The following is a 12,824-nucleotide window of genomic DNA, read 5'->3' as shown; positions in this document are numbered from 1 at the left end:
ACTTTTATCCTGCGCTTACCGGCAATCAGAGCCGTCGGGCCAGCTCACACCGGGCCCGAACGGGCGGCACCCTTCCGGTCGTTCACCCCCGGCCAGCGGCCCGGCCTTTCCGTTTCACGCCTTTTGTCCGTCGATGATGAGCCTCCCGCACCGAGGAAGGCGTACGTCGATGACCCCCCGCACCCCCCTCGTCCTGCACATCGGCAACGAGCGCGGCCCGCTGGGCCCGCACACCCGGTTCGGGGCCGCCTTCGCCTCGCTCGCCGCCGACGGGCTGCTCCGGTACGCCTGCGTGGTGCCCGGCGACGGGCAGCCGCTGCCCGCCGACGTCCGCCCGTGCGCGGTCTTCGTGCAGTCGCCGCAACCCCGCCCCTGGCGCCGCCGGGACGTGCTCGGCTGGCTCGGCGCCATCGGCGCGCCGCCCGTCGTGGTGTGGGAGGGCGAGGCCTGGAGCGGGCTGAGCCGGCCGCCCCGCGAGCGCAACCTGGTCTGGATGCGGTGCGCGGAGGAGATCTACAGCGTGGCCATGGGCCCACAGGCGGCACTGCTCCAGCGCGCGGCCCGCCGCCCCGTGCACTACGTACCGCACACCGTGCCGCAGCCCTTCCTGGACGAGCCCGCCCACCACGAACCGAGCGGGGTCGCCCTGATCGCCGGCCGCGGACGCGAACACCGGCTGCTAGCAAGGGAGTTGAGGGGCCTGCTCGCGGGTGACCCGATGCCGTACCGGCCGGAGCACCCCGAGTCGCCCGGGGCGCTGCGGCGCGCGCTGGTCACCGTCGGCTGGCACCACCACCGCCACCACGCCGGGTACTTCTGCGAACGGCTCCCCCTCGCGCTCGGGGCGGGCCGCGCCCACGTCGGCCCGCGCCGCCCCGGTCTGGAGTGGCTGCCGGGTCCCGAACACGGGCTGCACCTGGTGGACACCCCGCGCAAGGCGGCTGACCGGGTGCGGGAGCTGCTGCGCCAGGACCCGGCCGAACTGCTGCGCCGGGCGGCCGGGTTGCGCACCTGGGCCGCCGCCCGCCTCACCGAACGCCACGCCCTCCAGCACATGCTGCGCGCCTACGTCCCGCTCCCGGCCCCGCCGAGCGACCCGTGGGAGGGCTTCCCCACCCACCAGGGCTTCTGGGCCTAGGCCCGCACGGCTCACACGGCGGCCGGGACCTGCGCGGGCACCTGCTCATCGGGGCGGGGGCTGTCCTCGCGCAGCAGCACCAGGTCGCACTGGAGCAGGCGGCCGTCGCGGGGGTCGCTGAGGCCCGGTGCCATCGACATCAGCGTCAGGCCGAGCCCCTCCCGGGCCAGCGCGAGCAGCTCGTCGAAGAGCGGGGCGCCCTTGAAGAGCGGCACCAGCGGCGCGCCGATCCGCAGCCCGCAGATCTCGTCGGCGAACTCGCCCACCCCGCCCAGGACTTGAGCCTCGTACCCCTGCACGTCCAGCGCGAGGAAGACCCGCTCGCCGGGGGCGGTGACCTGCTCCCAGAGCTCGTCCAGGCGGCGCGTCTCCACGATGACGTCGCCCGTGTACGCGGTGCGGGGCGCGGCGGCGAGGTGGCGGGGCATCATCTCCAGGAAGGAGCTCGCTGGGCCGCAGTGGCCGGAGACGTTGAGGGTCGCGGTGCCGGTGCGGTCGCCGAGCGCGTACGGCAGGACGCTCCAGGTGTCGTCGAGGGCGGCGCGGTGACGCAGTTCGGCGCGGGCCTCGCGCAGCGGCTCGAAGGACACGATGCGGCCGCGGTAGCCCGCCTCGCGCAGCCGGGCGCCGAAGTCGCCGCGGTGCGCGCCGACATCGATGACCAGGTCGATCTCGTACCGGCTGAGCAGGCGGACCAGGTCGTCGGCGCCGGGGCGGTGGCGCACCACGTCGACGCCGAGGCGGCGCAGCGCGCGGCGCGCCCGGCGCAGGAGGTAGGTCATCACGTGCGTACTGCTCCCTGCTGGAAACGGGGTCATCCGCGGCCGCCCGCCATGTCGACGGAGGCGGTGGATCCCGCGGGGGTACGGGCGCGGGGTGCGCGGCGCCGCGAGGCCGGGCCGTACACCGGCACCCGGAGCAGCAGCACCACCGCGGAGGGCACCAGGAGGCCGAGCGGCAGCACCGCGACCGGGGCGATGCGCCCGTCGTGGATCTGGAGACCGACGAGGGTCGCGGCCAGCGACGCGAGGCCCAGGACGACGGCCGAGCCCTGGGTGGTGAAGCCCATGCGGCGCAGCCGGTGGGCGATGTGGTCGCCGCCGCCGCGCAGCAGCGGGCGGCCCACGAGGCGCCGGGACACCAGGACCAGCAGGGTGTCGGTGAGGACGACGACGGTCAGCGCGAACAGTTCGGCGGTGGCCTGCGGGGCGGGCGTGGTGGCGTGCACGGCCACCGCGGAGGAGGCGAGCAGGAACCCGGTGAACAGGGAGCCGCAGTCGCCGAGATGGATGCGGGCCGGGTGCCAGTTGTGCAGCAGGAAGCCGGTCAGGGCGGCGGCGAGCACGCTCAGGAGCAGCCCGTGTCCGGGGCGGCCCTCGGCGATGGCGCAGACCGCGAGGCCGAGCGCGGTGACGGCGGCGACCGCGCCCATCGCGCCGTCGGAGGTGTCCAGGAGCTGGAAGGCGTTGGTGACGAACACGATCCACAGCACCGCGAGGGCGCCCGCGCCCGGCGGCAGACCGGCCAGCGTGACGACAGCGGTAGCGGCGGCGGCTTCCGCGCCGAGCCGGACCCGTCCGCCCAGCGGCCGAAGGTCGCCGACCAGGCCGAGCAGCGCGACCGCGCCGGCCGCGCCGAGCAGGGGGGCGACGCCCTCGCCGAGTTCGGCGACGCCGAGCAGCGGCCCCGCGCAGGCCACGCCGAGGGTGGCGAGCGCGACGGCGATGCCGCCGAGGTGCGGGGTGGTGCCGCGCCTGCGGACCCCGGCCCAGCCGAAGCGCAGGGCTAGGGTGCGGATGAGGCCGGCCAGCAGGGCGGCCAGTACGAGGGCCGAGGTGGCGGCCGTGATCCCGTGCAGCATGTCCGGCCCCCCTCAGCCGAGGTGCTGCCCGGCCGGCGAGGCGGCGGGCAGGCGCAGGCCGGGCAGGACGACGGGCGCTTCGGTGCGGGCCCGCGCGAGCGCCGCGTCGAGGATGTCGTCGAGGCCGCGCGCGGGCCGCCAGCCGGTGAGTTCGCTCAGCCGCGCCGGGTCGGGCGGGGTAGCAGTTTCCTGTTCGCACGGGGCGCGGTCGTCGGGGTACGGAAGCCGGCGGACCTCGCCGGCGACGCCGCTGCGGGCCAGCGTGCGCTCGGCCAGGGCCAGGACGGTCGTCTCCTCGGCGCCGGTGAGATCGAACTCGGCGCCCGCGGCAGCCGGGTGCGCGAGCAGGGCGAGCAGCGCGTCCACCGCGTCGGCGACGTCGAGGAAGCGGCAGCGCCGGGTGCCGCCGCCGTACACGGTGAGCGGCTCGCCGGCGACGGCCCGGCGCACCAGGCGGCGCAGCAGGGTGCCATGTCCGGGCGACTGGCGGGGTCCGACGGTCTCCCCGATCCGTACGACGGTGGCGCCCGCGGCCGCCTCGCCGCGGCCGTCCGCCGCCGCGATCAGGAGCCCGCGGCCGTGCCGCAGGGCCGCGGCGCCGACGCAGCCCGTCACGGGGGCGAGGTGGACCACGGTGTCGCAGCGCGCGGTCAGTTCGTCGGTGAGGCGCTCGTCCAGGACGCAGCCGCGCACGAAGCGCAGCCGTGGGTCGGACCAGACGGCGGCGAGGTTGGCGCGGGCGCCGGTGGACAGGTCGTCGAGCACGATCACGGTGTGGCCCCGGCCGAGCAGCGCGTCGGCGAGGTGCGAGCCGATGAATCCGGCGCCACCGGTGACGAGGTACGTGGCGGGAGCTGGCATGGGACACCCAATTCGGTTCGATCGTCGGCAAGGCGCGGAGAACAAGAAGTGGCGGAGAACAAGTTAGTTTGTTATGTCCGCATATGTGGTGAATAACACGATGGATAACCGGTCGCGTTCGAGGGCACTCTGAGCGACACAGATCACCGCTTGCGCGGCTACAGTGCGGCGGGATAAGTGGGTACGCTCAGGTGGACTGGATAAGTTACTGCTTAGTAATCCGTTCGAGCCCGTCCCCCGTCACCCACCTCGCAGGCCCGAGGAGCCCCACCATGCAACTCGCCGCGATCATCGTGTCGCTGGTCCTAATCGCGGTCGGCGTAGCGCTGTTCGGCCGTGCCATCGTGCAGATCTACCGCTTCATGCGCCTCGGCCAGTCCGTACCGGCCGGCACCCGCACGGACGACCCCACGCAGCGCACGGTCACCGTGGTCAAGGAATTCCTCGGCCACACCCGCATGAACAAGTGGGGCATCGTCGGCGTCGCGCACTGGTTCGTGGCCGTGGGCTTCTTCTCGCTGCTGCTGACGATCGTCAACGCCATCGGCCAGCTCTTCCAGGCCGACTGGATCCTGCCGATCATCGGCGACTGGGCGCCGTACAACGTCTTCGTCGAGTTCCTCGGCACGATGACGACGATCGGCATCCTGACCCTGATCGTCATCCGGCAGCTGAACCGGCCGGGCGCGCCGGGCCGCAAGTCCCGGTTCGCGGGGTCCAACACCGGCCAGGCGTACTTCGTCGAGGCCGTCATCCTCATCGTCGGCGTCTGCATCTTCACGCTGCACGCCCTGGAGGGCGCCCAGCACCACGTCGACAGCTACGAGGCCTCGTTCTTCGTCTCGTATCCGGTGGTCGCCTGGTTCAAGGGGATGAGCCTGACCACCCTTCAGAACCTCACCTACTTCTTCGCGGGCCTGAAGATCGCGACGTCGTTCATCTGGATGATCACGGTCGCGCTCAAGACCGACATGGGTGTGGCCTGGCACCGCTTCCTCGCCTTCCCCAACATCTGGTTCAAGCGCGAGTCGGACGGCGGCGTCGCCCTCGGCGCGCTCCAGCCGATGACGTCGGGCGGCAAGCCGATCGACTTCGAGGACCCGGGCGAGGACGACGTCTACGGCGTCTCGCAGATCGAGCACTTCTCCTGGAAGGGCATCCTCGACTTCTCCACCTGCACCGAGTGCGGGCGCTGCCAGTCGCAGTGCCCCGCCTGGAACACGGGCAAGCCGCTCTCCCCCAAGCTGCTGATCATGTCCCTGCGCGACCACGCGCACGCCAAGGCCCCGTACCTGCTCGCAGGCGGCGGCAAGGACATGGAGGGCAACGAGAAGGCGACACAGGAGCAGCTCAAGGACGTTCCGGCGGCCGCCCTCGCGGAGGCCGAGCGCCCGCTGATCGGCACCCTCGAAGAGAACGGCGTCATCGACCCGGACGTCCTGTGGTCCTGCACCACGTGCGGCGCCTGCGTCGAGCAGTGCCCGGTCGACATCGAGCACATCGACCACATCGTCGACATGCGCCGCTACCAGGTGATGATCGAGTCCGCGTTCCCGTCCGAGGCGGGCACGATGCTCAAGAACCTGGAGAAGAAGGGCAACCCCTGGGGGCTCGCCAAGAAGCAGCGCGTCGAGTGGACCAAGGAGGTCGACTTCGAGGTCCCGATCGTCGGCAAGGACATCGAGGACCTCACCGAGGTCGACTACCTGTACTGGGTCGGCTGCGCGGGCGCCCTCGAAGACCGGGCGAAGAAGACCACGAAGGCCTTCGCGGAGCTCCTGCACATGGCGGGCGTCAAGTTCGCGATCATGGGCGGCGACGAGAAGTGCACCGGTGACTCGGCCCGCCGCCTCGGCAACGAGCCGCTCTTCCAGCAGCTCGGCCAGGAAAACGTCGCGATGCTGAACATGGCGTTCGGAGAGGACGACGAAGAGGAGTCGACCAAGAAGCCGAAGTCCGCGAAGAAGATCGTCGCGACCTGCCCGCACTGCTTCAACACGATCGCGAACGAGTACCCGCAGCTGGGCGGCGAGTTCGAGGTCATCCACCACACCCAGCTGCTCCAGCACCTCATCGACGAGGGCAAGCTGGTCCCGGTCACCCCGGTCGACGGTCTGATCACCTACCACGACCCGTGCTACCTGGGCCGTCACAACAAGGTCTACACGCCGCCGCGCGAGATCATGTCGGCCGTCCCGGGCCTGCGCCAGCAGGAGATGCACCGCCACAAGGAGCGCGGCTTCTGCTGCGGCGCCGGCGGTGCGCGCATGTGGATGGAGGAGCGGATCGGCAAGCGCATCAACAACGAGCGCGTGGACGAGGCCCTGTCCCTCAACCCGGACATCGTGTCGACGGCCTGCCCGTTCTGCCTGGTCATGCTGACGGACTCCGTCAACGGCAAGAAGAACGACGGCAAGGCCAAGGAGTCGCTCCAGGTCGTGGACGTGGCGCAGCTGCTCCTCGACTCGGTGAAGACCCCGGCCGACCCGGCGGGCACCGCCGAGACGGAGACCACGCCGGAGCCGGAGCCGGTGAAGTAACCCCGGCCCCCAGTCCAGGGGTTCTACGCACACGGAAGCGGCCGGTTCTGCCCAAGGGGCGGAACCGGCCGCTTTCCGTCGTACGCGGTGAGGCGTGCGCCTCCGGTCAGCGCTGGCCGCCGCGGCGGCGCAGCATCGCAAAGCCGAGGCCCGCGGCGCCCCCGGGGGCGATGCCGCCGCCGGCCGCGATCATCGGGGTCCGGTCGGAGGAGGCTCAGCCAACTCCCCCCTGCGGCCGCCCCCTAGGGGATGTCACAGGTCAGCCGCAAAGGCGTCCGGTTCCGGTCGTCCCACGGTTGGCGTACCGGCGGAACAGGTACGTTCGATTCGTGGCTGGATTCAGGATCGGACGCGGCGGCCGGGACAACCGCCCCCCGCGGCAACCGCAACAGCAAGGGCAGCAGCAGGCCCCGTCACAACAGTGGCCGGGAGCCCAGCAGCAGCCGCAGTACGGGTACGGACAGGGGCAGGGAAACCAGCAGGGCTACGGGCAGGGGCAGCCGCCATACCGGCAGGCGCCCCAGCCGCGTCAGGACGAGCCGGAGTACTTCGGCGACCCGTCCTACCAGGGCCAGGGCCAGGGTTACGCCCCCGCCCAGGACCCGTACGCGAACAACCCGGGCCACACCCAGGCGTTCAGCATCGGCGAGGATCCGTACGGCGACGGCGCGACCTACCGGGCGGGCGCGGCCACGGCCGCCCCGAGCGGTCCGCGGCTGCACTGGAAGGAACTCCTGTCCGGCATCGTGATGCGGCCGGGCCCGACGTTCTGGCAGATGCGCGACCACCCCGTGTGGGGCCCGGCGCTGGTCGTCACGTTCCTGTACGGCCTGCTGGCGATCTTCGGCTTCGACAAGGCCCGCGAGGACGTCATCAGCACGGCGCTGTCCAAGGCGGCCCCGGTGGTCCTCACCACCGGCGTTGTCTTCGTGATCGGCGGGCTGATCCTCGGCGCGGTGACCCACACCCTGGCCCGCCAGCTCGGCGGCGACGGCGCGTGGCAGCCGACGGTGGGCCTCTCCATGCTGATCATGTCGCTGACGGACGCCCCGCGCCTGCTGCTCGCCGTGTTCCTGGGCGGCAACAACGGCGTGGTCCAGGTGCTGGGCTGGGCGACCTGGCTGGCGGCCGGCGCGCTGTTCACCTCGATGGTGAGCAAGTCCCACGACCTGCCGTGGCCGAAGGCGCTGGGCGCCTCCGCGATCCAGTTGATCGCGCTGCTCTCGCTGATCAAGCTGGGCACGATCTAGGCGTACGGCTGCCTGTCGCGCATACGGCAAAAAGGGCCCCAGTTCGCGAGAACCGGGGCCCTTCTCGTCGTCCAGGGGGATGTCAGGCGTCCAGCACCTGGCCCTCACGCCGTACGACGGGGGGCTCGACGCTCCACGGGAAGTTGATCCACTCGTCGGTACGCTTCCAGACGTACTCGCACTTCACGAGGGAGTGGGACTTCTCGTAGATGACGGCGCTGCGGACCTCGGCGACGTGGTCGAGGCAGAAGTCGTACACCAGCTTCAGCGTCTTGCCGGTGTCGGCCACGTCGTCCGCGATCAGCACCTTCTTGCCGGAGAAGTCGATGGCGTTGGGCACCGGCGCGAGCATGACCGGCATTTCGAGCGTGGTGCCCACGCCGGTGTAGAACTCGACGTTCACCAGGTGGATGTTCTTGCAGTCCAGCGCGTAGGCGAGGCCGCCGGCGACGAAGACGCCGCCCCGGGCGATGGAGACCACGATGTCGGGCTCGTACCCGTCGTCCGCGATGGTCTGCGCGAGTTCGCGGATGGCACCGCCGAACTTCTCGTAGGTGAGGTTCTCGCGCACGTCGTTCTGGTCGTTCATACTCACACCTGGGTCCGATGGAAGTTGAGGAAGGACCGCGAGGCGGTCGGGCCGCGCTGGCCCTGGTAGCGGGATCCGTACCGCTCGGACCCGTACGGCTCCTCGGCGGACGAACTGAGCCGGAACAGACACAGCTGCCCGATCTTCATCCCCGGCCACAGCTTGATCGGCAGCGTGGCGACGTTGGAGAGCTCAAGGGTGACGTGCCCGGAGAACCCGGGGTCGATGAACCCGGCGGTGGAGTGCGTGACGAGGCCGAGCCGGCCGAGCGAGCTCTTGCCCTCGAGCCGGCTGGCGAGGTCGTCGGGCAGCGAGATGACCTCGTAGGTCGACGCGAGGACGAACTCGCCGGGGTGGAGGATGAACGCCTCGTCCCCGTCCGGCTCGACGAGCCGGGTGAGATCGGCCTGCTCGACGGCGGGGTCGATGTGCGGGTAGCGGTGGTTCTCGAACACCCGGAAGAAGCGGTCGAGGCGCACGTCGATGCTTGACGGCTGCACCATGGATTCGTCGTAGGGATCGATCCGTACCCGCCCGGCGTCGATCTCGGTCCGGATGTCCTTGTCTGAGAGAAGCACGTCCCGAGGATACGCAGAGCGCCCGTCCCGACCCCAATCGACCACCGCGGCGAGGCCGGGCCACCGCGTTCCGCCATCCCCGGCCGGGCGGGGACGGCGCGTGGCCCGGCGGCCACCGCGCGGCTGGGTGGGGCAGGGGGGCCTGCGGATGCCGCTGCTGGGTGGCCCAGCGGGGTCCGCGGATACCGGGGGCCGGGTTGGCCAGCGGGGTCGGCGGCTGCCGCCGCTGGCGGGGCGGGCCACCGGGTCCAGCGGCTCGCCCCCTGGCCGGGCGGGCCACCGGGCCCGGCGCCTACAGCTGATCGCGCTGGCCACCTGGTCCCGTGGCTACCGCCGATGGTGCCGGCTTCCGGGTTCCGCTACCGCTGATCGGGCAGTACGGGAACGGCGTGCCGCAGGCGCGCGCAGCGCGGGCAGCGGATGAGCCGGCCGGGCCCGATCCGCTCGGCACCGAGCCGCTGCATCGGGAACGATTCCGTGGTGAAGACATGCCCTCCGGCGCAACGGACGACGGTGCGCTCCAACGAGTCCATCAAGTCGCTCAAGTCCCTTCCCCAACAAGCATGGACGGAGAAAACACCACATTAGGGGATGAACTGAACGCACTCGCACGCGGCACTCCGCCACGCACACGCCCTTCACGGTACGCCCCAACTCCCCCCGCCCACACAGGGATCCCGACCCCGGACAGCACGCCGGCCCTCGGTGAATTCACCGAGGGCCGGGCATGGGGTAGAGTGAGCGACGATCCACTCCCCCGTAGGGAAATGATCACGCGAGTGTAGTTTAATGGTAGAACATAAGCTTCCCAAGCTTAGAGCGCGGGTTCGATTCCCGTCACTCGCTCCATGACGAAACCCCAGGCCGAGGGCCTGGGGTTTGTTTGTTGTCTAGACCAATTTCCGGGCTCGTGCCATTCGCGTGCCATAAGGGACCGACTGCCGCGCCGAATTGCGCGGCGCAAGCCCCTTTCTGAACGCTCGCCGTGGGGTCGTCTCCAATCCTGAGACCCATTTCGTGCGGCCCGCGCCACTCGCCGGGCCAAGTGCTGCTCGTGTGCGGTTGCGAAGTGCCCCTGGACTGACCGCAGTCGGCAGGCGCGCCGGAGCGCCGGACCGTCGGATGTCGATCCGGCGCTGCGAGTGGTCACGCCTCCTGGGTGACGGGGTCCTCAACCATGTCGCGTGCGCGCGGGACGAAGGGGTGGATGGTTACCCCTTCGCCATCCGCGTGCCCGGCCGCCTCGACCTCCGCGCGCTGACGGCGCACATCGACATCAATGGCACCGGCGAGCTTGCGCTGATGCTTCCGCGTGGAATGTTGATGGATCAGCTGGGCCCGCTTTGAGGAGTGGCCGGGCGCCGGTCACCTGATCAGGGGCCGTCACGCACCTCCCCGCCCTGGGAGTGTGTGGGGCGGGGGCACGCGGCGCGGGCGTTGCCAGTCATGCCGCTGGGTCCATCAGGTGTGCAGACGGCAGTTGGGGCCGTCCTGATCGCCGGAGCTCTCGTCGTTGAACCAGCAATCACCGGCGGCCAAGTAGCGGAAGGAATGCGTGATCCCGCCCATCCTCGGAACTGAACGGCCGCCGGCCCGCCTTCGGATGCCGCCGCATCGGGGACGGGCGTCACCCGTGTGCCTCGCCTCGTCGTCGAAATGATGCAGCCCGTAACTGTGCATGTCAGCGTCGTCCGAGAGGAATCCGTACCCACTCATCAAGAGGAGCCGCTGTCATGGGCGATACGCAGGACAAGCGTCCGGAGCCGGGCAAGGGCCGCGAGGCGCAGGAGCACCATCGCCCCGGAGACCCCGCTCACCCCCGGCCAGGCAAGGCGTCCCGCGAGCAGGGACAGAAGCAGGACCAGAAGGAGACCTCGCGCCGCCGCGAGGACGACCTGTTGCGCGAAGAGGACCTGCACGACGAGCCGCTCTGACCAGAGCACCACTCGCCACACGCCCAGAGCCCGGCCGGCCCGCAGTCACCCCGGCCGGGTTCTGTGCTTCCCGCCCGACGCCCGACCCGAGGTGCTCCAGCGCACGGGGCACAACGCACCGGAGGATCCTCAGGATCGGGCTGCCGGGTCGGCGGCGCCGTCCTCGGGTTCGGGGGTGGTGGCGATGAGGATCTGAGTGGCCTGGGTGATGTTGTCGGCGCGGACGGCGCGGGCCATTGCTTCGCGGGCGGCGTCGGCCGTGGTGTCCGGGGGAACCAGCAGGAGGGCGAAGTGGTCGTTGTGGCCGCGGGTGATGAGGACGGTGCCGTCGCCGACCGGGTGGGAGTCGAGGTGCACGACTTGGCCGTCGATGACCAGGCGGGTGGGGAGGCCGTTCCAGGCGGACGCGTCCAGGCCCACCCGGGTGATGGGCCCGAGATGTCCGGTCAACACGCTGATCAGCGCGGGCAGTTCGGTCTCGATGTCGCGCGTGCGGGGCCACCACGCGCCGTCCAGGCGCCCCTCCCGGGAGCTGGTGGTCTCCAGCCGCAGCAGGGCCGTGCCAGGTTTGACCGCATGGTGGATCTCATCCGGCAGGAGCAGTGGGGGCGTGTGGGGGATGTCGGAGTCAGCCATGTGGGTTCGCCCGTCTACGGGGTGCGGCCGTACGCCGTTGCAGGGCGGCGCCGATGCCAGTGCCCGGTCGGCGACGTGCAGGGGCCGCCTCGTTTCACGATACTCCCGCCGCCCGTTCCACCGCCCGCCGGAAAATACCTGGTCACGCCGGTCAGAGCCCACCGAACGGGCGTACAGTGAAAACACCGGGAGTACTTCGCACACCGGCTTTCACGCGGGTGTCATTTCCGGCGATCGCCTAAAAACCGGGCTGCCGACGGGCAGCCCGGGGGCAGGTCCGCATCATGACCACCACCCTCGATCGGACCGCGCCCCGCGACCTCGCCGCAGAGTTCCCGGCTCGCTTGTCCCTCACCCCGAAGACCACCATCGCCGGCCAGCTGGACGGGGCCTGGTGGCCCTACTCCCGCGACCTCGAAGCCGAGCTCCCACCGCTCGTCGCCGCCCTGGAGGAACCCTGGGGCCGCGTTACCCGCGTCACCGTGAACCCCATCCGCTGGCCCGTCGTCCCACACACGGTTGCCGTGGACGGGCGCGTGCTGCACGTGGGCTGGTTCACCGAACAGGACCCCGACAAGCTCATCCTGCTGTCCTACACCGTGGGGCGCTGGGACCTCCTCGTCATCCCGCCCGAGACCGCACCCGCCGCCGCGGCCCGCCTGATGGACGCCGCCGCGATCCCGGGCAGCGTCCTCACCGCAGGCGTCCTGATGATCAACGAAGCCGTCATCGGGCGCAGCATCGGCGATGACGTGCGCCGGGAAGCCACCTGGGAGAGCGAAGGCGGGGCCTGCATGTCCCCCTTCGGGAGCCCGATGGGACGAAGCGCCCTCCCTCTGCCCGGAAACGGCTGGAGGTGAGCGACATGGAGACCCTCGTCATCATCGCGCTGATCATCCTGGCAACCGGCATCGGCATGCGCTGGATCCACCTGCTCAACGCCCAGCACGACGCACGGATCGCGGCCCACCACTTCAGCGACCCCCTGCCGAGACCTCCCGGCCTGCCGAACGACACCAGCCGTCGAGACCGCCACACGGATGCCGACCGGTGAGGAACAGACCCTGCTCCGACCGGGGCAGCGGGTGGGAGCGCGCCACGGCGCTCCGACCCGCCGGCTTCTCGCCCTCTCCGAAAGGGGACACGCCCACATGAAGTACATCCAGACCCAGAGACTGCCGTCGCTCGGGCAGGCCGAGGTACGGATCATCGCGCACACGCCCGAAGCCGCCCGAGCGGTCGCGGAAGCCCTTCGCGGCCGCTTCGCCGGCGCGGAACAGCGCAGCTATCCCGGCCTCGACGGCGACACTCGCCTCCACCTCACCGTGGACACTGCAACACCCGCCGGACCCGCCCGCTCCTGGCTGGACGCCAGCCGGCCCCCCGTCGGCATCGGCGCCCACTCCGACGAGACCTGAGAGCCCGCACGAGCCCCGG

Annotated in this window: 15 protein-coding genes and 1 tRNA gene; 9 read left to right on the top strand and 7 right to left on the bottom strand. The window is 71.1% G+C overall.

Features of this window, described 5'->3' with window-relative positions; all coding sequences use genetic code 11:
• Positions 1–169 precede the first annotated feature (169 nt).
• Entirely contained in the window at positions 170–1,138 is a 969-nt protein-coding gene (locus OG522_RS19935; protein ID WP_329464338.1) for a hypothetical protein, read from the top strand.
• An 11-nt stretch (positions 1,139–1,149) separates the two neighbouring features.
• Here OG522_RS19935 and OG522_RS19930 read toward each other — a convergent pair whose 3' ends face one another.
• From OG522_RS19930 to OG522_RS19920, 3 genes are read right to left on the bottom strand one after another with little or no spacing between them, the layout of a single operon-like run.
• Complete coding sequence (locus OG522_RS19930) at positions 1,150–1,920, bottom strand: FkbM family methyltransferase (RefSeq protein WP_329467650.1); 771 nt, start codon at positions 1,918–1,920, stop codon at positions 1,150–1,152.
• A 32-nt stretch (positions 1,921–1,952) separates the two neighbouring features.
• Entirely contained in the window at positions 1,953–2,999 is a 1,047-nt protein-coding gene (locus tag OG522_RS19925) for an MraY family glycosyltransferase (RefSeq protein WP_329464337.1), read from the bottom strand.
• 12 nt (positions 3,000–3,011) lie between these two features.
• Complete coding sequence (locus tag OG522_RS19920) at positions 3,012–3,860, bottom strand: NAD-dependent epimerase/dehydratase family protein (protein ID WP_329464336.1); 849 nt, start codon at positions 3,858–3,860, stop codon at positions 3,012–3,014.
• Positions 3,861–4,132: 272 nt separating this feature from the next.
• On the opposite strand from OG522_RS19920, the gene OG522_RS19915 reads away from it, so the two are divergent.
• Together OG522_RS19915 and OG522_RS19910 are read left to right on the top strand one after the other, a co-directional pair.
• Positions 4,133–6,400 carry a (Fe-S)-binding protein gene (locus tag OG522_RS19915; RefSeq protein ID WP_329464335.1) on the top strand — a complete coding sequence of 756 codons (2,268 nt, stop codon included), beginning with the start codon at positions 4,133–4,135 and terminating at the stop codon, positions 6,398–6,400.
• A gap of 329 nt (positions 6,401–6,729) precedes the next feature.
• The gene (locus OG522_RS19910; protein WP_329464334.1) at positions 6,730–7,650 is read left to right on the top strand and encodes a Yip1 family protein; all 921 of its coding nucleotides are present in this window, start codon (positions 6,730–6,732) and stop codon (positions 7,648–7,650) included.
• 82 nt (positions 7,651–7,732) lie between these two features.
• Here OG522_RS19910 and OG522_RS19905 read toward each other — a convergent pair whose 3' ends face one another.
• The 3 genes from OG522_RS19905 to OG522_RS19895 form a co-directional block, all read right to left on the bottom strand.
• Positions 7,733–8,239: a phosphoribosyltransferase gene (locus OG522_RS19905; protein WP_329464333.1), complete on the bottom strand. Its 507-nt coding sequence runs from the start codon at positions 8,237–8,239 to the stop codon at positions 7,733–7,735.
• Positions 8,240–8,241: 2 nt separating this feature from the next.
• Positions 8,242–8,817, bottom strand: coding sequence for a dCTP deaminase (dcd, locus tag OG522_RS19900; protein WP_329464332.1), 576 nt, complete (start codon positions 8,815–8,817; stop codon positions 8,242–8,244).
• 359 nt (positions 8,818–9,176) lie between these two features.
• Complete coding sequence (locus OG522_RS19895) at positions 9,177–9,362, bottom strand: hypothetical protein (RefSeq protein WP_329467894.1); 186 nt, start codon at positions 9,360–9,362, stop codon at positions 9,177–9,179.
• A 230-nt stretch (positions 9,363–9,592) separates the two neighbouring features.
• Here OG522_RS19895 and OG522_RS19890 point away from each other — a divergent pair.
• From OG522_RS19890 to OG522_RS19880, 3 genes are all read left to right on the top strand, one after another.
• Positions 9,593–9,666, top strand: a tRNA-Gly gene (locus OG522_RS19890).
• A 273-nt stretch (positions 9,667–9,939) separates the two neighbouring features.
• Complete coding sequence (locus OG522_RS19885) at positions 9,940–10,164, top strand: hypothetical protein (protein ID WP_329464331.1); 225 nt, start codon at positions 9,940–9,942, stop codon at positions 10,162–10,164.
• A gap of 386 nt (positions 10,165–10,550) precedes the next feature.
• Positions 10,551–10,751 (top strand): hypothetical protein, encoded by a 201-nt coding sequence (locus OG522_RS19880; RefSeq protein WP_329464330.1) that lies wholly within the window; start codon positions 10,551–10,553, stop codon positions 10,749–10,751.
• 129 nt (positions 10,752–10,880) lie between these two features.
• Here the strand turns inward: OG522_RS19880 and OG522_RS19875 are convergent, their stop codons facing one another.
• The gene (locus OG522_RS19875) at positions 10,881–11,387 is read right to left on the bottom strand and encodes a DUF5994 family protein (protein WP_329464329.1); all 507 of its coding nucleotides are present in this window, start codon (positions 11,385–11,387) and stop codon (positions 10,881–10,883) included.
• Positions 11,388–11,671: 284 nt separating this feature from the next.
• On the opposite strand from OG522_RS19875, the gene OG522_RS19870 reads away from it, so the two are divergent.
• The 3 genes from OG522_RS19870 to OG522_RS19860 all read left to right on the top strand — a co-directional run bounded on the left by OG522_RS19870 (position 11,672) and on the right by OG522_RS19860 (position 12,805).
• Positions 11,672–12,247, top strand: a complete 576-nt coding sequence (locus OG522_RS19870) for a DUF5994 family protein (protein ID WP_329464328.1) — start codon at positions 11,672–11,674, stop codon at positions 12,245–12,247.
• Between the two features lie 5 nt (positions 12,248–12,252).
• Positions 12,253–12,441 carry a hypothetical protein gene (locus OG522_RS19865; RefSeq protein ID WP_329464327.1) on the top strand — a complete coding sequence of 63 codons (189 nt, stop codon included), beginning with the start codon at positions 12,253–12,255 and terminating at the stop codon, positions 12,439–12,441.
• Between the two features lie 97 nt (positions 12,442–12,538).
• Positions 12,539–12,805, top strand: coding sequence for a hypothetical protein (locus OG522_RS19860; RefSeq protein WP_329464326.1), 267 nt, complete (start codon positions 12,539–12,541; stop codon positions 12,803–12,805).
• Positions 12,806–12,824: the final 19 nt, after the last annotated feature.

Origin of the sequence: Streptomyces sp. NBC_01431 (assembly GCF_036231355.1) — a bacterium.
GTDB lineage: Bacteria > Actinomycetota > Actinomycetes > Streptomycetales > Streptomycetaceae > Streptomyces.
The sequence above is the reverse complement of the archived record's forward strand: the minus strand, read 5'-3'. Positions and strand labels throughout refer to the sequence as shown.